The organism is Streptomyces sp. SDT5-1 (genome assembly GCF_052245995.1).
In the GTDB taxonomy this organism is placed as follows: domain Bacteria; phylum Actinomycetota; class Actinomycetes; order Streptomycetales; family Streptomycetaceae; genus Streptomyces.
The window spans coordinates 1140694-1158228 of the sequence record NZ_CM125963.1; the positions used below are offsets into that span (position 1 = coordinate 1140694).

Here is a 17535-nt window from a genome sequence, read left to right on the forward strand (position 1 = left end):
CGTTCCAGGACACGCAGGGGAGCCGCACCGTGACCACCCGTTCCGCGCGCAGCACGACGACCCGTCGGACGCTCCAGGTGACCGGCGTCGGGGCGGTGGCGGTGCTGGCGCTCAGCGCCTGCGGCTCCGGCAGTGACTCGTCGTCCGGGTCCGCGTCCGCCGGCTCCTCCTCCGGTGACAAGAAGATCTCCGGGACGGTGAACGTGTTCGCGGCTGCCTCCCTCAAGGAGAGCTTCACGAAACTGGGCAAGCAGTTCGAGAAGGAGCACCCCGGCACCAAGGTCACCTTCAACTTCGGCGGCAGCGACAGCCTCGCCGCGGGCATCACGGGCGGCGCGCCCGCCGATGTGTTCGCGGCGGCGAGCCCCAAGACGATGAAGACGGTTACGGACGCCGGGGACGCGGACGGCGAGCCGAGCACGTTCGTGCGCAACCAGCTGGAGATCGCCACCCTCCCGGGCAACCCGCACAAGGTGTCGTCCCTGAAGGACCTCACGAAGCCCGGCCAGAAGGTCGTGCTGTGCGCAAAGGAGGTGCCGTGCGGGGCGGCGGCTCAGACGGCGCTGGACGCGAGCAAGCTGAAGCTCACCCCGGTCTCGTACGAGCAGGACGTCAAGAGCGCCCTGACGAAGGTCGAGCTGAAGGAGGCCGACGCGGCGGTCGTGTACAAGACGGATGTGCACGCGGCGGGTGACAAGGTGGAGGGCGTGGAGTTCCCCGAGTCCAAGGACGCCATCAACGACTACCCGATCGCCCCGCTGAAGAAGGCGCCGAACGCCGCCGGGGCGAAGGCCTTCATCGAGCTGGTCAAGTCCGCCGACGGGCAGAAGGCGCTGACCGAGGCCGGGTTCCTCAAGCCGTGACCGTGGTCGACGACACCGTGGAGGGAGGTGTGCGGAAGCGGCGCGGCCGCATTCCGCCGCTTCCGCTCCTCGTGCCCGCGCTCGTGGGTCTCGCGTTCCTGGTGGTGCCGCTGGTGGCGCTGCTCGTACGGGCGCCGTGGACGCAGCTGCCCGAGCAGCTGACGAGTCCCGAGGTGTGGCAGGCGCTGCAACTGTCGCTGGTGTGCGCGACGTTGGCGACGCTGGTGAGCCTGGTGCTCGGGGTGCCGCTGGCGTGGCTGCTGGCGCGTACGGAGTTCCCGGGGCGCGGTCTCGTACGGGCCCTTGTGACGCTGCCGCTGGTGCTGCCGCCCGTGGTGGGCGGTGTCGCGCTGCTCACGGCGCTCGGCAGGAACGGGGTCGTCGGCCAGTACCTGGACCAGTGGTTCGGGATCACGCTGCCGTTCACCACGACGGGGGTCGTGATCGCGGAGGCGTTCGTGGCGATGCCGTTCCTGGTGATCAGCGTGGAGGGCACGCTGCGGGCGGCCGATCCGCGCTACGAGGAGGCGGCGACGACGCTCGGCGCCTCCCGGTTCACCGCGTTCCGGCGGGTGACGCTGCCGCTGGTCGCGCCCGGGATCGCGGCGGGCGCGGTGCTCGCGTGGGCGCGGGCGCTCGGCGAGTTCGGCGCGACGATCACCTTCGCCGGGAACTTTCCCGGCCGCACCCAGACCATGCCGCTCGCCGTGTACCTCGCCATGCAGAGCGATCCGGCGGCGGCGATCTCCCTCAGCCTGGTGCTGCTCGCCGTGTCGATCACGGTGCTCGCGGGGCTGCGCGACCGTTGGATGACCGCGTCATGACCGACCTCCAGAAGACGGCGCCGTACGAAGACGTGGCGGAGGCCGGGCTCGACGCGCGGCTCGTCGTGGACCGGGGGGCCTTCCGGCTCGACGTGTCCCTCACGGCGCGGCCCGGTGACGTCGTGGCGCTGCTCGGTCCGAACGGGGCGGGCAAGACGACGGCGCTGCGGGCGCTCGCGGGCCTGGCGCCGCTGGACGGCGGGCACCTGCGGCTCGACGGGGCTGCCCTCGACGGCACGCCTCCGGAGTCCCGCCCGGTGGGCGTGGTGTTCCAGGACTACCTGCTGTTCCCGCATCTGACCGCGCTCGACAACGTGGCGTTCGGGCCGCGCTGCCAGGGCGCCACCAAGGCGGAGGCCCGGACGCGGGCGCAGGCGTGGCTCGACCGGATGGGGCTTGCGGCGCACGCGGGCGCGAAGCCGCGCCGCCTGTCCGGCGGCCAGGCGCAACGGGTCGCCCTGGCCCGCGCCCTCGCCACCCACCCGCGCCTCCTGCTGCTCGACGAACCCCTCGCGGCCCTCGACGCCCGCACCCGCCTCGACGTGCGGGCGCAGCTCCGCCGCCACCTGGCCGAGTTCGAGGCGGTCGCGGTCCTGGTCACGCACGATCCGCTGGACGCGATGGTGCTGGCCGACCGGCTCGTGGTCGTCGAGCACGGCCGCGTCGTCCAGGAGGGCGCCCCCTCCGACGTGGCCCGCCGCCCCCGCACCGACTACATCGCCCAACTCGTCGGCCTCAACCTGTACCGGGGCCACGCCGACGGACACACCGTCCACATCGCGGACGACGGTCCCGCGATCACGACGAGCGAGGAGCTGCACGGCCCCGTGTTCGTCGCCTTCCCGCCGAGCGCGGTCACCCTCCACCGCGAACGCCCCACCGGCTCCAGCGCCCGCAACCTGTGGCGCTGCGAGGTCACCGGCATGGAGACCCACGCCGACCAGATCCGCGCCGCCCTCTCCGGCGCCCTCCCCCTGGCCGCGGACCTCACGACGGTCGCCGCGGCCGAACTGGGCCTGCACCCCGGCGCGGAGGTCTGGGCCACGGTGAAGGCGACGCAGACGCATGCGTATCCGGCGTGACGGAGCCCCCACCGCTCGCCTAACGTTCCGCCCATGACCACCCCGGAATTGGGCACCGACACACCCGGCCTGACGGTCCGCTGCCAGGAGAACAGGGCCGTCAGCGTGCGCTTCCGAGACCGATTCAGCTTCGATGCGGACTCCGTCCACTACGCGGTCGAACTCGAAGCCCCGGGGCTGACCGCCCGGAACGACGAGATCGTCGCCTGGATCTGGGACCGCGACCTGCCCTCCTTCCTGGAAGAGCTCACCGCCGAATTCCGGAGGTGGGACGGCGAACGGGTGTGGCACACCGACAACCACGACCTCACCGTGGCGGCGGTCTTCCGTGCCGGCGGCCACATCGGACTCACCTGGACCCTGCGGCCGTGGGTCCGGGCCAGTGGCGGTTGGAGCGCCTCGGTGACCACCGTGCTCGAGGCCGGAGAACAGTTGTCGTCCCTGGCGGCGGATCTGCGCCACTTCCTTGCCGCCGAGGCGCGGTGACCACGGGCGCAGCCACCAGGTGGACGGTTCCACGCTCGCGATGTGAGACGCCGTCTCACGCATGTCCGGACGCGGCCTAAAGTGGCGCGTATGTTCGGACCCGCTCGGCTACTGGCTCTCGCGCTCTTCGCGGCCACGACGTGGAGTGTCGACGACGCGCTCTGTCGTCGTTGACGTCCCCCACCGCGCCCGAACGTTTCCCACTCCACCTGCCGGAGATCTGCCGTGACCACCGCTCCCCCCGCCGGGGCGCCGCCGCGCGTCGCCCTGCTCAGTCCGTCTCCCACCTCGTCGCCCGCCCCGGTCGCCGAAGCCGCGCCGCCCACCCGGTGGGGGCCGCTCGTCGGCGCGGGGGTCGTCGGGGCGGCGCTCGCCGTCTATGTGTTCGCTCAGCACGGCGCCAAGCCGGGTGTGCTGTTGCTGCTCGGGCTCGGGCTCGGATTCGCGCTGTTCCACTCGCGGTTCGGGTTCACGTCCGCGTGGCGGCAGCTCGTCGCCGTCGGCAACGGCACCGGGCTGCGCGCCCACACGTTGCTGCTCGGCACCACCGCGACGCTCTTCGCCCTGATCATCGGCACCGGCAGCGGGCTTTTCGGTTCCGTGCCCGCGCCGAGCGCCGGGCCGATCGGCTTCGGGCTCATCATCGGCTCGTTCCTGTTCGCGATCGGCATGCAGCTCGGCGGCGCCTGCGCCTCCGGCACCCTGTTCGCCGTCGGTTCGGGGCAGACCTCGATCGTCCTCACCCTCTTCGGGTTCATCGTCGGCTCCACCCTCGCCGCCTGGCAGTTCGGCCTCTGGAGCGATCTGCCGGCGCTCGACCCGTACCTGCTGTCCGACCACGTCGGCTGGTTCGGCTCCTGGGCCATCACGATCGTGGCGCTCGCCGCGATCTGGTTCGTCGCGCGCGCCGTGCAGGCCCGCCGCAATCCCCCGCCGGTCGGCACCCCGCCGTCGGCGAAGGGCGCCCTGCTCCGTACGGTCCGTGGCTCCTGGCCGCTGGCGGCGGGCGCGATCGTGCTCGCCGTGCTCGGCGCGGGCGTGCTGCTCGTGTCCGGCGGCGCGTGGGGCGTCACCAGCGCGTTCGCCCTGTGGGGCTCGAAGGTGGTGGGCGCGCTCGGCGGCTCCCCCGAGACCTGGGCGTTCTGGCAGCAGCCGGGCAGTGCCGCCCAATTGTCGGGCCCGGTGCTCGCCGACAAGACCAGCCTCACCGACATCGGCATCATGGTCGGCGCCGCGGTGGCCGCGGCGGCGGGCGGCGTGTGGAAGCTGCACCGCGGCATCCCGGCCCGTACGGCGATCGCCGCGGTCGTCGGCGGCATCCTGATGGGCATCGGCGCGCGCCTCGCGGGCGGCTGCAACATCGGCGCGTACCTCGCCGGCATCGTCTCCGGTTCGCTGCACGGCTGGATCTGGGGCGCGGTCGCCATCCTCGGCACGTGGGCCGGTCTGCGGCTGCGCCCGCTGTTCGGCCTCGGCAACCCGAAGCCGTCGGACAGCGTCTGCTGATCCCCGTACGCACAAGGGAAAGCGGGTCCGGGAGCGTGCTCCCGGACCCGCCGTCGTTCTCGGCGCCGGGGTGTCAGCGCGCCATCAGCGCGAACACTCCCCAGCCGAGCAGCTCCCGCTGGTACCGCGTGTAGCTCGCGGGCTCCGTGGTCAGCTCGGCCCGTACCTCGGCGGCCAGTTCGTCGTCGGGGTGGGCGTCGAGCCAGCGGCGGAGGTTGAGCCACTGGGCCGCCCGGTAGCGGTCCCAGCTGTCCTGGTCGGCGTGGACCATCTCGACGACGTCGTAGCCGAGGTCGCCGAACCGTTCGACCAGCTCCGGCAGCGGCAGGAAGTCGTCGCTGCCGCCCGCGCCGCAGTGCCGCGCGGTCTCGTCGTCGGGGACGTCGCGGCGCCAGTACGGTTCGCCGATCAGCATCAGGCCGCCGGGGCGCAGGCTCTTGGCGAGGAGGTCGACGGTTCCCGCCACCCCGCCTCCGATCCAGGTGGCGCCCACGCACGCGGCGACGTCGACGGGTTCCGGCGCGACATGCCCAGCGGCGTCGCCGTGTACGAACGCGACCCGGTCGGCGACGCCGAGTTCGGCGGCGCGGGCGCGGGCCCGCTCGGTGAAGACGGTGCTGATGTCGACGCCGGTCCCGGTGATCCCGTGGTCACGGGCCCAGGTGCACAGCAACTCGCCGGAGCCGCTGGCGAGGTCGAGCACCCGCGCGCCGGGCGCCATGCGCAGCGCCCGCCCCAGGTCGGCGAGCTTGCCGGCGCTGAGCGGATTGTGGATGCGGTGGCTACTTTCGCGAACGGTGAAGATGCGTGGCAGATCCACGAGTGTTGTCCTTCGGATTCGATGAGGTCAGGGCCTTCGCGGGGGACGGACGAACGGAGTCGACCGCCGTGACACGGACCGTCATCGAGCACACCTGCTTCTGAACGCGTTTCAACAAGGAACGCGCCCAACCTAGGCGTTCGTGTCCCGGGACTCCACCGAATTACGCGCCAGGACCACACGCGCCCGGACTACGCTCCCGGCCCCTCGCCGAGCAGCCCTTCGAGCGCCACCACCGCGTGCTCCCTGTGCCCGTCGAGGAGCGCCACCGCGTCCTCCGTGCGGCCGTCGCGCAGCGCCACGAGCACGGCCCGGTGCTCGGCGACGACGTGCTCGCGGCTCGCCCCGTCGGCGTAGTAGAGCGACCGGTACGCGTCCGTGGCGTCCCACAGCGTCGCGATCAGGCTCACCAGGCGGTGCATTCCGGACGCCTCGAAGAGGACGAAGTGGAATCTGCGGTTGGCGGACGCCATCGCCGCGACGTCCCCGGCGACGGCCTGCGCCTCGACCTCCGCCTGCGCCTCCTCCAGGACGTCGAGCACGGCGCCGCCCGCGCGCACCGCCTCCCGTACGGCCTCGGCCTCGAGGATCTCCCGGATGCGGTACACCTCGCGCAGCTCCGCGAGCGAGAGTTCGGCGACGAAGTAGCCGCGGTGCGCGTGGTGCACGACGAGGGACTGGCCCTCCAGGGTCTTGAGGGCCTCGCGCAGCGGGACACGACTGACGCCGAGCTGCTCGGCGAGCGCGTCCTGCCGGATGGGCATGCCGGGCCGCAGCTCCCCGCTGGTGATGGCCCGGCGCAGCTCCTCGAGCACGAACTGCTGCGCCGTGGGGGGCCGCCGCCTGCTCGCGGGGGTCGTCATGGCGGCTCCTCTTCCTCTCTGCCGGGCGTCGGCAGCACGTCGTGAATGGCGTCCATCCTACGGAGCGTCACTGACATCGCCCGCCTCACCTGCGGCGGAATTCCCCGAGAGCCCCAGCTCGGCGAGGATCTGCTCGGTGTGCTCCCCGAGCCGCGGCGGCGCCGTGACGTACGCGGCGGGGGCGGCGCTCAGCCTGATCGGGTTGGCGACCTGGGCGGCGGGAGTCTCGCGGTTCGGGTCGTCGATGTGCACGCGCGGGTCGAGGCCGAGCCGCTCGGCGAAGGCGAAGGCCTCCCCGAGGTCGTTGATGGGGCCGCAGGGCACACCGACGGCGGTCAGGGTCTCGAACCACTCGTCGGCGCCGCGCTCGCGCAGCCGCGCGGTGAGTTCGGCGAGGAGTTCCTCGCGGTGGGCGACGCGCGCGGTGTTCGTGGCAAAACGGGCGTCCTTGGCGAGGCCCGGCACGCCGAGCTCCGCGCACAGCGCCCCGAACTGCCGGTCGTTGCCGACGGCGAGCGCCAGCGGCCGGTCCTTGGCGTCGAGCACCTCGTACGGGGCGATGCTGGGGTGCTTGTTGCCCATGGCGCGCGGCACCACTCCCCCGGCGACGTGCGCCGACGCCTGGTTGGTGAGGGCGGAGAGCAGCGAGGTGAGCAGGGAAACCTCGACCTTCTGGCCCTCGCCGGTGCGCTCGCGGTGCCGCAGCGCCGCCATGACGCCGAGCCCGGCGTGCATCCCGGTGATCACGTCGACCAGCGCGACACCGGCCTTCGTGCCCTGGCCGCCGGGTTCCCCGGTGACGCTCATGAGGCCGCCCATGGCCTGCACGAGGAGGTCGTAGCCGGGCAGCGCGGCGCCCTCTGCGGTGCCGAATCCGGTGACCGAGCAGTACACGAGGCCGGGGTTGAGGGCCCGCAACTCCTCGTAGCCGAGGCCGAGTCGCTCCATCGTGCCGGGCCGGAAGTTCTCGACGAGGACGTCGGCGCGGGCGGCGATGGCGCGGGCGGCCTCGCGGCCCGAATCCTCGCCCAGGTCGAGGGCGACGGAGCGCTTGTTGCGGTTGACACCGAGGAAGTAGGTGGCCTCGCCGTCGGCGAACGGCGGGCCCCAGGAGCGGGTCTCGTCGCCGACGCCCGGACGCTCGACCTTGATGACCTCCGCGCCGAGGTCGGCGAGGAGCATCGTGAGGTACGGGGCGGCGAGCACCCGGCCGAAGTCGGCGACGACGAGCCCCGACAGGGCTCCCTGGACGACAGGGGCGGCGGACGCGGCGGACGCGGCGGATTCGCCCGGCGCGGCGGACTCGACGGGCCTTGTGGCCGGCATACGGCTCTCCTTGTGGAACCTTGGCAAGCGGTGGGCGTGCGGCTACGATCCGAGACGTAAAAGTTGGATCCAAAATCCGATATCCGTGACCGCACCCTAGTGTGCTTTCGCGTATCTGTCAGCAGTCAGCAGTCAAGGAGCCAGCAATGCCGTCGTCCTCAACTCCCCTCCACCCCTTCGACCTTGTCGACATCGACGGCATGTTGAGCGACGAGGAGCGCGCCATCCGCGACACCGTGCGCACCATGGGCGAGCGCGAGCTGCGCCCGAACATCGCGGAGTGGTTCGAGAACGGCTCGATCCCGGCCCGCGAGCTCGCCCGTGAACTGGGCAAGCTCGGCGTGCTCGGCATGCACCTGGAGGGCTACGGCTGCGCGGGCACCAGCGCCGTCTCGTACGGTCTGGCCTGCATGGAGCTGGAGGCGGTCGACTCGGGGCTGCGCAGCCTGGTCTCCGTACAGGGGTCGCTGGCGATGTACGCGATCTGGAAGTACGGCTCCGAGGAGCAGAAGCAGCAGTGGCTGCCTGGTATGGCGGCGGGCGAGAAGATCGGCTGCTTCGGCCTGACGGAGCCGGACGCGGGCTCCGACCCCGGTTCGATGCGCACGAACGCCAAGAAGGACGGCGCGGACTGGGTCCTGAACGGCGCCAAGATGTGGATCACGAACGGTTCGGTGGCGGACGTCGCCGTCGTGTGGGCCCGCACCGAGGAGGGCGTGCGGGGCTTCCTCGTACCGGCGGGCACGCCCGGTTTCTCGGCGCCCGAGATCAAGCGCAAGCTGTCGCTGCGGGCCAGTGTCACCAGCGAGCTGGTCCTGGAGGACGTCCGGCTGCCCGCCGACGCGATGCTGCCGAACGCGCGCGGCCTGTCGGGGCCGCTCGGCTGCCTGAACGAGGCCCGGTTCGGCATCGTGTTCGGCGCGCTCGGCGCCGCCCGCGACTGCCTGGAGGCGGCGATCTCCTACGCCGGTGACCGTACGGTCTTCGAGCGTCCGCTGTCCTCGTACCAGCTCACCCAGCAGAAGCTCGCCGACATGACGCTCGAGCTCGACAAGGGCATGCTGCTCGCGCTGCGGCTCGGCCGCCTCAAGGACGAGGGGCGCGGCACGCCGGAGCAGATCAGCGTCGGCAAGCTGAACAACGTGCGCGAGGCCATCCAGATCGCGCGCGAGTGCCGCACGATCCTCGGAGCGAACGGCATCACGCTGGAGTACCCGGTGCTGCGGCACGCCAACAACCTGGAGTCGGTGCTGACCTACGAGGGGACGAGCGAGGTCCACACGCTGGTCATCGGCAAGACCCTGACGGGCCAGCCGGCCTTCCGCTGAGCCCCCGCCCCCACTCCACCTCGCCGTCGTGCCACCGCCCCGTGGGCCGGAGCCCGCAGGCGGCGGCGACGGCGGCCGAGGCGCGGTGCTCGGGGTGGATGTGTGCGCGCAGCGCCCCGACGCCCCGCTCCCCGAGCCACGCGACGAGCCCTCGCGCGGCCTCGGTGGCGATGCCGCGGCCCTGCCACGGGGCACCCACCACCCATGCGAGTTCCGCGACACCGTCGCCGACGGTCGCCTGCACGGTGCCCACCAGGCGTGTGTCGGCGCGGAGTTGGACGACCCAGTTGAGCCAGTCGACGCCCGGCTCCGGTGAGCCCGCGAGCATCCGCCGGTAGCGGGCCCGCAGTTCCTCGATCGTGTCGGGCGCGCCGCCGATGTAGGTGTGCAGGGCCGGATCGTCGAGCACACCGGCCATCTCGTCGGCGTGCTCGACGCGCAAGGGCAGCATGGCGAGGCGTTCGGTGGTGAAGCGCGTCGGTGTGATCACGCGCGCGACCGTAGCCCAAGGCGCGCGCGAGCGGTCCCGTCGCGCCCCGTACCATCCAGTCGCATGTCTGCATCGCACACCTTGCCCGCCGGGGACCCGTACGCCGACGACACGGAGAGCTGGGTGGCGCCCACGCACGTCGAGAGCGCGCTGTTCGCGGCCAAGTCGCGCGGGGACTGGTGGACTTACGTCAAGGTCCTGCTCACCGAGGACGTGTTCACGGTCCTCGACAAGGAGGAGTACGACCGGCGGGGCGACAAGGCCGCGATGCTCGTCATGGACAACCCGGCGGGCGGTCGGTCGGTGCCGCTCTATACGCGCGGGATGCTGCCGCGCAGGGACGGCCTGGTGCTGTGCAAGCTGCCGTTCCCCATCGCCAGGACCAAGGCCGACGACGGCAATTGGGCGGGCGTGTACGTCAATCCGCACAGCCCCTGTTCGCTCAGCCTCGGCTTCGACGACAAGCGGTACGCGGAGTGGCGCAAGCTGGGCCGCCGCGTCGAGCAGCGCGGGCATGACGACGACGAGCTGCTCACCAAGCGCACCGGACCGCTGTCGGGCCCGCTCGCCCACGGCCTGGCCTGCGGAGGCCATCTCGCGGTGCACAACCAGACGCTGTGGAACGAGGTCGGCGAGGTGTACGCCGACTACGCGCAGGACGTCCGGGTCCTCCGCTCGTCCTGGGGCGTGCGGGACCGCGCGGGCTGGCAGGAGCAGCTCACGTATCTGCTGCGCGGCGAGAACAGCCCGCCGCACCCCGAACTCGCCCTGCGCGTCCGCCGCGAGCTGCTCGAAGTCCGACCGGGCCATCACGACCTCGACCCTCGGGAGTGGGCCGACGCCGCGCTCTCCGCGGTGCGCGGCTTCAGCGGCGACGTACGGGACGAGCGGGCCGTCCTCGACGCCGTCGACCGCATCCCGCGCTACGAGGCGCGCTTCCGGGCCGACGGGCTCCTCGACGCCGAGGGCCCCGGCTCGATCGTGACGTCCGCGGTCGGCTACGACTACGGGCGCGCGGTCAACTTCGCCCGCTGGGGCCTCGGCGCGCGCTACGCGGGGCAACAGGAGACGGAAGAGGCGATCGTGCGGGCGGGCGAACTCTGCCGCGCCGCCTACCCGTCCTGGCAGTCCTTCTCGGCGGGCTACACCCTCGGCCGCGCCCTCCGCTTCGACGACGACGGCTTCGGGCACATGTACACCTCGGCGCTGCGCCCGCACACCATCCTGACGACACACCCCGAAAGCCCGTGGCGCACCATCCCGTTCACCACCGCCTGACACCCCCGGCTAGAAGAGCTGCTCCACCAGCAGGAAGCCACCGATCGCGATCATCATGACGCCGGAGACCCGCGTCACCGCGCGGGCCGCCGTCGGTCGCGTCTTCAGGACCGTGCGGGCCAGCACGCCGACCGTCAGGTAGACGACGGCGCAGGCGGTCATGTGGACGGTGCCGAGCACTCCGGTCTGGACGGCGACCGGCCAGCCCGTCGCCGGGTGGATGAACTGCGGGAAGAGGGACAGGTACAGCAGCAGCGCCTTGGGGTTGAGACCGCTGATGCCGATGCCCTTGAGCATGACCTGGCGGCGGGACGCGCCGACGGGCTCCTCGTCGGCGGTGAGCGTGGCGGGCTGCCGCAGCACGTTGCAGCCGAGCCACACCAGGTAGCCCGCGCCCGCGACCGTCAGGGCCGCGAGGAGGGTCGCCGAGCTCGCCACGAGCACGGCCAGGCCCGCGACGGCGAGCAGCGTGTATCCCACGTATCCGGTGATCAGCCCGGCCACCGCCGGGACGACCGAACGGTCCCGCAGACCCGCCGCGATCGCATAGGCCCAGTCCGCCCCCGGCGTGAACACCAGAAGAAGGTCCACGGCCAGGAATGCCGCCAGCGTGGTCGTGTCCATGTGTGTCGTTCCCTCTCACGTGCAGTTGTACGCGAGGAAGGCTAGGTCGGATTCGCCCGTAAGTGTTCCCTTCTTTACTTCATGATCGCGCGATGTGAGGGAGAATCTTCTCCATGGACGCCATGGATCGGAAAATTCTTACCGAGCTGCAGCTGGACGGCCGCCTGACCATCACGGAGCTGGCAGCGCGGGTGCAGCTGAGCGTGTCGCCGTGCCACCGCAGGCTGCGTGACCTGGAGCGTTCCGGTGCGATCCGCGGCTACCGCGCGGACGTCGATCCGTCGGCGCTCGGCCTGGACTTCGAGGCGCTCGTGTTCGTCACGCTGGGCTGGGAGGACCGGGACACCGTCGCCTCGTTCGAGGAGGCGGTGGCGGCGGTGCCGCACGTGCTCCAGGCGCAGCGCCTGTTCGGCGACCCGGACTATCTGCTGCGGGTGGCCGCCGCCGATCTGACCGCGTTCCAGCAGCTGTACGACCAGCAGTTGGCCCGGCTCCCCGGGGTGCAGCGCCTGAACTCGACGCTGGTGATGAAGAACGTGGTGACGCACCGCCCGCTGCCGGACTGATGTTGTGCACTTTATTGACCACAGTCACGCTCGCGCATACATTCACGGGCACCCTTCCCCTGCCCAAGGGAGCCCGCGATGTCCCAACACACCAAGCAACTTCGAAGAGTTGCCCTCTCGGGGCTGCTCGGCACCGCTGTCGAGTTCTACGACTTCCTCGTCTACGGGACGGTCGCCGCCGTCGCCTTCGGTGAGCTGTTCTTCCCTGGCGCCGAACCGGCCGTCGGCACCATCGCCGCGTTCGGCACCTTCGCCGCCGGCTACGTCGCCCGCCCGCTCGGCGGCATCGTCTTCGGACACTTCGGCGACCGGCTCGGCCGCAAGTCGATGCTGCTGCTCACGATGGGCCTGATGGGCGGCGCCAGCTTCCTCATCGGGCTGCTGCCGACCTACGACACCGTGGGCGTCTGGGCGCCGCTGCTGCTGATCACGCTGCGCGTGGTGCAGGGCGTCGCCATCGGAGGCGAGTGGGGCGGCGCGACCCTGATGGTCGTCGAGCACGCGGGGGCGCGGCGGCGCGGACTGTGGTCCTCCTTCACGCAGTTGGGCGCGCCGCTCGGCTCCCTCCTGTCCGCCGCCGTGGTCGCCCTCGTCGTCACGCTTCCCAAGGAAGAGTTCCTGACGTGGGGCTGGCGGGTGCCGTTCCTGCTGAGCGTCGTGCTGCTCGGCGTCGGCCTCTTCGTCCGCCTCAAGGTCGTGGAGAGCCCGCTGTTCACCGAGGCGAAGCAGGAGCAGGGCACCGCGCGCCTGCCGATCCTCGACGTGTTGCGACGCCCGCGCCCGGTCCTGCTGGCCGCGTGCGTCGGCATCGGCGCCTTCACCGCGCAGTCCCTGCTGACCAGTTACCTCATCTCGTACGCCACCGACATCGGCTACGCACGCCCGCAGGCCCTCACCGCGCTCACGGTGTCGTCGTCGGTCGCGCTGGTCGTGCTGCCCTGCGCCTCCGTGCTCTCCGACCGGGTCGGCCGCCGTCCCGTCGTCCTCGCGGGCGCCCTCGTCTCCGCGGCGCTCGCCTTCCCGGTGCTCGCGCTCGTCGACTCCCGGAAGCCAGGCCTGCTGATCCTGGCCGTGGTGCTGGGACACGGTTTCGCGCAGTCGCTCATGTACGGCCCGCTGGGCGCCCTGTTCAGCGAGATGTTCGGCACGCGCGTGCGCTACACGGGCGCCTCGCTCGGCTACCAGGGCGCCACCCTCATCGGCGCCGGCTTCTCCCCCATGATCGCCGGTGCGCTCGTGGCGGGCAGCGGCGACGGCACACCCGTCGCGCTGCTGCTGTGCGGCGGCTCGCTCATCACCGCGCTGTCCCTGTGGTTCGTCCGCGAGACCGGCAAGGACGCGCTCGACCACATCCCGGAACCCACCGCCGCCCGCGCCAAGGAGGCCTCCGCATGAGGACATCCCGATCCCGTACGCGTGTCGCCTGCGCCGCAGCCGTCGTCGCGCTGGCCACCACCGCGCTGCCCGCGCCCGCCGTCGCCGCCGGTTCGGACACCGGGCACGTGGAGGGCAGCCTGCCCTCCGGTGCCGCGTACGTGATGGACGTACCCGCCGACTGGAACGGCACGGTCCTCCTCTTCAGCCACGGCTACAACGACGTCGGCACGCCGAACCCGGCCGAGAACGCCCCGGACGACGCCACCAAGTCGCTGCTCCTGAAGCGGGGTTACGCGCTGATCGGCTCCTCGTACGCGACCACCGGCTGGGCCCTTCCGGGGGCTGTCGACGATCAGCTCGCCACGCTGTCGGCGTTCACGGACCGATTCGGCGCCGCCCGGCGCACCGTCGCCTGGGGGCTCAGCTACGGCGGGATGGTCACCACCGCGATCGCCGAGCGGCACCCCGGGCGCATCGACGGTTCGCTGTCCCTGTGCGGGCTCGTGCACGGCGGCGTCGCCAACTGGAACAACACGCTCGACCCCGTCTTCGCCCTCAAGACGCTCCTCGCGCCCGGCTCCGACGTGCCCCTGGTCGACCTTCCGGACCAGCAGGCGGCCACGCGCGCGGCGGACACCATGGTCGCGGCCGTCGACAAGGCACAGGCCTCGCCCGAGGGCCGGGCCCGTATCGCGCTGGCGGCCGCCCTGCACAACATCCCCGGGTGGAACCAGGAGTCGCAGGCCCGGCCCGCGCCGGACGACTGGGACGCCCAACAGGCCAACCAGTACACGGCGGTCAAGGGCCTCCTGAAGGTCGCGGCGTTCAACCGGCGGCAGGACTCCGAGGCGCGCTCCGGCGGCAACACCTCGTGGAACACCGGTGTCGACTACGCCCGGCTGCTCGCCCGGTCCTCCGTGCGCAAGGAGGTCACCGAGCTGTACCGCGAGGCCGGGCTCTCGCTGCGCTCCGACCTCGCCGCGCTCGACCGGGCACCGCGCGTTTCCGCGGACCCGGACGCGGTGGCGTGGCTGCGCCGCACCAGCACGTTCACGGGAAAGCTCGAGAAGCCGCAGTTCGACGTGCACACCATCGGCGATCCGCTCGTGCCGGTGCAGACCGAGAGCGCGCTGCGCCGCGCCGTCACCGCCGCCGGTTCCGCCTCCCGGCTGCGGCAGGCGTACACCGACAACGCGGGGCACTGCACGTTCAGCGCCGCCGAGCAGGTCGCCGCGCTGCACACCTTGGAGGACCGCATCGACACGGGCGCGTGGCACGGCACGGACCCGGACGCCCTCAACGCGCGCGCCGCGCAGGTCGATCCGTCCGGGCCCGCGCGTTACGTCGACTACCGGCCCGCCGTGTATCCGCGCCCGTACGACCGGGCGCATCCCGCCGATGGGCGGTGAACAGGCGTGGTCGCCCGCCGCGTTGTCGGTGGGCGACCGTACTCTTGCCCCTGTGGACGACACCGGCATCGACGACGCGACGCAGGACGCGGCGGACTCCCCGCAGCCGCGCCCGCAGTCGCTGCTGCTCGCCTTCTTCGGCAACCATGTGTTGGACGAGGAGGGCGACCTGTGCGTGTACTCGGGCAGCATCATCGAGGTGCTCGGCCGGGTCGGCGTCGGTGAGCAGGCGGTGCGCTCGACGCTGACGCGGATGGTCAACAGGGGCCTGCTGCACCGCAGACGCGAGGGCCGCCGCATGCACTTCGGGCTCACCGAGCAGGCCGAGCGGGTCCTCGAGGACGGCCGGTTCCGGATCTGGAAGCAGGGCGCGGTCAACGACGAGTGGGACGGCAGCTGGACGCTGCTGGCGTTCTCGCTGCCCGACGCCTGGAAGCGCAGACGGCACGAGCTGCGCTCCCGGCTCGTCTGGTCCGGCTTCGGCACGCTCTACAGCGGCCTGTGGATCGCGCCGGGGCACGTCGACGTGTCGGACGCCGTCGCGGAGCTCGACCTCAGCGAGTACGTGAAGGTGTTCCACGGCGCGGCCGGAGTGGCCACGGACATCGAGCGGATGATCCGCGAGACGTGGGACCTGGAGAGCATCGCGGGCCGCTACCGCGCCTTCGAGGAGCGGTGGAGCGCGGGGACGGCACCGGACGACCCGCTCGGCGCCCGGCTGCGTCTGGTCAGCGAGTGGCTCGACACGATCCGCGCCGACCCGCGGCTGCCGGCCTGCCATCTTCCGCTCGACTGGCCGGCCCGCTCCGCCCAGGAGACGTTCCGGCGCATCGCCGAGCGGACCGAGGCGCCCGCGCGTGCCATGGCCCGCGAGCTGCTCCAGACGACGACGGTGCGATGACGCCGCGATGACGGGGGCGTCCTGAGGAGGGGCCGGTGTTCGGAGGACGGGGCAGACGGTGGTGGGCCGCCGTCGTGGCGGCGGTGTGCGTGGTGCTGGTCGGACCGAGCGCGCCCAGCGGCGCCCTCGTGCCCGAGCCACTGCCCCTCCCCGTGGACGCCGCCAAGGACATCGTGCCGAACCGGGTGATGACGTGGAACCTGTGCAACCCCTGCGGCAGCTCCCAGAACCTCGGCAGGGCGGCGGACATCGCGACGTACGCGCCCCAGGTCGTCGGCCTCCAGGAGGCGTGCGTCCGTGACGTGGAGGAGATCCGCGCCTACCTCAAAACTTTCTACGGTCTGACGTACCACGTCGAGTACGGCTCGGTGCTGCGCAAATGGAGCCGCTGCGGGGGCCTTCCCTGGCACGCGGGCGGTTACGGCCAGGCGATCCTGTCCGCGACCCCGATGACAGACCCGGTCACCGTCGAGTACCCGGACGGCGGCTCCGAGGACCGCGGCTACCTGGCCGTCACGACGACACTGGCAGGCGGCCCGGTCCGCGTCTTCAACACCCACCTCGCCCAACGCCAACAGGAGTCGTACCGCACCCGCCAGGTCCGGTTCTTCGCCAAGGCCCTGGCCCGCCACGACCGCGCGCTCGCCCTCGGCGACTTCAACGCCACCCCGGACACCCCCGAACTCCGCCCCCTGTGGCCCCTCGCCACCGACGCCGACCCCGCCTGCCGCCCACCGTCCGACCTGGACTGCGCTCCGACGACGGACTGGCAGAGCAAGTTCGACTACATCTTCCTCCGCGACCTCACCGCCCGCGCCCAGTCCGTCCACCCCAGCCAGTTCTCGGACCACCACCCCTTCCGGGCCGACCTGGAGCCGACATAAGGGCTCGGGTGCGGTTACCGGTGCGCGGCCAGGAACGGCAGGAGCACGTCGGCCATCTCGTCGGGTACTTCCTCCGCGAGGTCGTGACCGGCGTCGAAGACATGCCCGGTGACATCGTCAGCCATGAGCCGCATCTGGGACTCGTTGCGGTCGCCGATGAACGCGGATCCGCCGAGCGCCAGAACGGGTATGTCCAGCTTCTTCTGCGCGGCCTGCCGGTTCTGTTCGGCGTCGACGAGCATCGCCCGGTAGATGGAGAGCATCGCGCGGATGCCGCCGGGCATGGAGTAGCAGCGGACGTATTCGTCGACCGCGTCGGGGGTGGCGGAGTCGGGCCTGCTGCGCTCGGACTTGATCATGTAGGTGATCAGTTCGCGCTCGTGCCCTGCGATCAGCATCTCGGGGACGTCGGGCTGGAAGTAGAAGCCCAGATGCCACAGGTGCATGCCGCTGGACACGTTCTCGGGCGTCAGGGCCGTGTGGTCCTCGAAGCCGAATCCGGGGAACAGCGCCTCGGCGAACACGAGAGCGCTGACGTGGTCGCGGTGGCGGGCGGCGAGCTGGTAGCCGATCACCGCTCCCCAGTCCTCACCCACCACGGCGTACGTCCGGTGTCCGAGGTGGGTCATCAGCTCGGCGATGTCGTCGCTCATCGTCGCGGAGTCATAGCCGTCCGACGGGCGGGCGGAATCGCCCAGCCCGCGCAGGTCCGGCACGACGACCGTGTAGCGGGACGTCAGCCGGGGAACGAGGTGGCGCCAGTGATAGCCGGTCTTGGGCACGCCGTGCAGGAGCACCACCGCCGGGCCCGATCCGGCTGTGCGGTAGTGCAGGCTCGTTCCGTTCACGGCGGCTCGGCCCGTGCGGACGGGCGTTCCTTCATGGTCGAGCATCACGATTTCCACCTT

Annotated in this window: 18 protein-coding genes; 12 read left to right on the forward strand and 6 right to left on the reverse strand. The window is 71.8% G+C overall.

From position 1 onward, the window contains the following. The first annotated feature begins 29 nt into the window (after positions 1–29). The 5 genes from modA to ACTWJ8_RS05410 all read left to right on the forward strand — a co-directional run bounded on the left by modA (position 30) and on the right by ACTWJ8_RS05410 (position 4761). Positions 30–863 (forward strand): molybdate ABC transporter substrate-binding protein, encoded by an 834-nt coding sequence (gene modA, locus ACTWJ8_RS05390; RefSeq protein WP_356381027.1) that lies wholly within the window; start codon positions 30–32, stop codon positions 861–863. Further along, entirely contained in the window at positions 860–1687 is an 828-nt protein-coding gene (gene modB, locus ACTWJ8_RS05395) for a molybdate ABC transporter permease subunit (protein ID WP_443263118.1), read from the forward strand. The genes modA and modB overlap by 4 nt, the downstream gene beginning before the upstream one ends. Next, positions 1684–2769 carry an ABC transporter ATP-binding protein gene (locus ACTWJ8_RS05400; RefSeq protein ID WP_356381032.1) on the forward strand — a complete coding sequence of 362 codons (1086 nt, stop codon included), beginning with the start codon at positions 1684–1686 and terminating at the stop codon, positions 2767–2769. The genes modB and ACTWJ8_RS05400 overlap by 4 nt, the downstream gene beginning before the upstream one ends. Positions 2770–2802: 33 nt before the next feature. Next, positions 2803–3255: a DUF6228 family protein gene (locus tag ACTWJ8_RS05405; RefSeq protein ID WP_443263119.1), complete on the forward strand. Its 453-nt coding sequence runs from the start codon at positions 2803–2805 to the stop codon at positions 3253–3255. A gap of 225 nt (positions 3256–3480) precedes the next feature. Then, positions 3481–4761 (forward strand): YeeE/YedE family protein, encoded by a 1281-nt coding sequence (locus ACTWJ8_RS05410; protein ID WP_356381038.1) that lies wholly within the window; start codon positions 3481–3483, stop codon positions 4759–4761. A 73-nt stretch (positions 4762–4834) separates the two neighbouring features. Here ACTWJ8_RS05410 and ACTWJ8_RS05415 read toward each other — a convergent pair whose 3' ends face one another. The 3 genes from ACTWJ8_RS05415 to ACTWJ8_RS05425 all read right to left on the reverse strand — a co-directional run bounded on the left by ACTWJ8_RS05415 (position 4835) and on the right by ACTWJ8_RS05425 (position 7770). Beyond that, the gene (locus tag ACTWJ8_RS05415) at positions 4835–5581 is read right to left on the reverse strand and encodes an SAM-dependent methyltransferase (protein WP_443263120.1); all 747 of its coding nucleotides are present in this window, start codon (positions 5579–5581) and stop codon (positions 4835–4837) included. Positions 5582–5772: 191 nt separating this feature from the next. Then, on the reverse strand, positions 5773–6444 hold the full coding sequence (locus ACTWJ8_RS05420) for a GntR family transcriptional regulator (protein ID WP_443263121.1): 672 nt from the start codon (positions 6442–6444) through the stop codon (positions 5773–5775). A 57-nt stretch (positions 6445–6501) separates the two neighbouring features. After that, positions 6502–7770 (reverse strand): CaiB/BaiF CoA transferase family protein, encoded by a 1269-nt coding sequence (locus ACTWJ8_RS05425; protein ID WP_443263122.1) that lies wholly within the window; start codon positions 7768–7770, stop codon positions 6502–6504. Positions 7771–7916: 146 nt separating this feature from the next. Here ACTWJ8_RS05425 and ACTWJ8_RS05430 point away from each other — a divergent pair, with 146 nt between their 5' ends. Further along, positions 7917–9098 (forward strand): acyl-CoA dehydrogenase family protein, encoded by a 1182-nt coding sequence (locus ACTWJ8_RS05430; protein ID WP_356381049.1) that lies wholly within the window; start codon positions 7917–7919, stop codon positions 9096–9098. On the opposite strand, the gene ACTWJ8_RS05435 is transcribed toward ACTWJ8_RS05430, so the two are convergent. Continuing rightward, positions 9058–9549: a GNAT family N-acetyltransferase gene (locus ACTWJ8_RS05435; protein ID WP_443264816.1), complete on the reverse strand. Its 492-nt coding sequence runs from the start codon at positions 9547–9549 to the stop codon at positions 9058–9060. The two genes, ACTWJ8_RS05430 and ACTWJ8_RS05435, sit on opposite strands and share 41 nt — an antisense overlap. Positions 9550–9651: 102 nt before the next feature. On the opposite strand from ACTWJ8_RS05435, the gene ACTWJ8_RS05440 reads away from it, so the two are divergent. Continuing rightward, a complete protein-coding gene (locus ACTWJ8_RS05440; protein ID WP_443263123.1) occupies positions 9652–10866 on the forward strand; it encodes a DUF1266 domain-containing protein in 1215 nt (404 codons plus the stop codon). Between the two features lie 9 nt (positions 10867–10875). On the opposite strand, the gene ACTWJ8_RS05445 is transcribed toward ACTWJ8_RS05440, so the two are convergent. Further along, a complete protein-coding gene (locus ACTWJ8_RS05445; protein WP_443263124.1) occupies positions 10876–11490 on the reverse strand; it encodes a LysE family translocator in 615 nt (204 codons plus the stop codon). A gap of 113 nt (positions 11491–11603) precedes the next feature. Between ACTWJ8_RS05445 and ACTWJ8_RS05450 the strand changes: the two genes are divergently transcribed. The 5 genes from ACTWJ8_RS05450 to ACTWJ8_RS05470 all read left to right on the forward strand — a co-directional run bounded on the left by ACTWJ8_RS05450 (position 11604) and on the right by ACTWJ8_RS05470 (position 16627). After that, on the forward strand, positions 11604–12056 hold the full coding sequence (locus ACTWJ8_RS05450) for an Lrp/AsnC family transcriptional regulator (protein WP_356381061.1): 453 nt from the start codon (positions 11604–11606) through the stop codon (positions 12054–12056). A gap of 78 nt (positions 12057–12134) precedes the next feature. Next, positions 12135–13451, forward strand: coding sequence for an MFS transporter (locus tag ACTWJ8_RS05455; protein WP_443263125.1), 1317 nt, complete (start codon positions 12135–12137; stop codon positions 13449–13451). Continuing rightward, positions 13448–14842 carry a prolyl oligopeptidase family serine peptidase gene (locus ACTWJ8_RS05460; RefSeq protein WP_443263126.1) on the forward strand — a complete coding sequence of 465 codons (1395 nt, stop codon included), beginning with the start codon at positions 13448–13450 and terminating at the stop codon, positions 14840–14842. The genes ACTWJ8_RS05455 and ACTWJ8_RS05460 overlap by 4 nt, the downstream gene beginning before the upstream one ends. 52 nt (positions 14843–14894) lie before the next feature. Then, a complete protein-coding gene (locus ACTWJ8_RS05465) occupies positions 14895–15743 on the forward strand; it encodes a PaaX family transcriptional regulator (protein WP_356381070.1) in 849 nt (282 codons plus the stop codon). Positions 15744–15778: 35 nt separating this feature from the next. Then, entirely contained in the window at positions 15779–16627 is an 849-nt protein-coding gene (locus ACTWJ8_RS05470; RefSeq protein WP_356381073.1) for an endonuclease/exonuclease/phosphatase family protein, read from the forward strand. Positions 16628–16641: 14 nt separating this feature from the next. Here the strand turns inward: ACTWJ8_RS05470 and ACTWJ8_RS05475 are convergent, their stop codons facing one another. After that, positions 16642–17523: an alpha/beta fold hydrolase gene (locus ACTWJ8_RS05475; RefSeq protein WP_443263127.1), complete on the reverse strand. Its 882-nt coding sequence runs from the start codon at positions 17521–17523 to the stop codon at positions 16642–16644. Positions 17524–17535 lie beyond the last annotated feature (12 nt).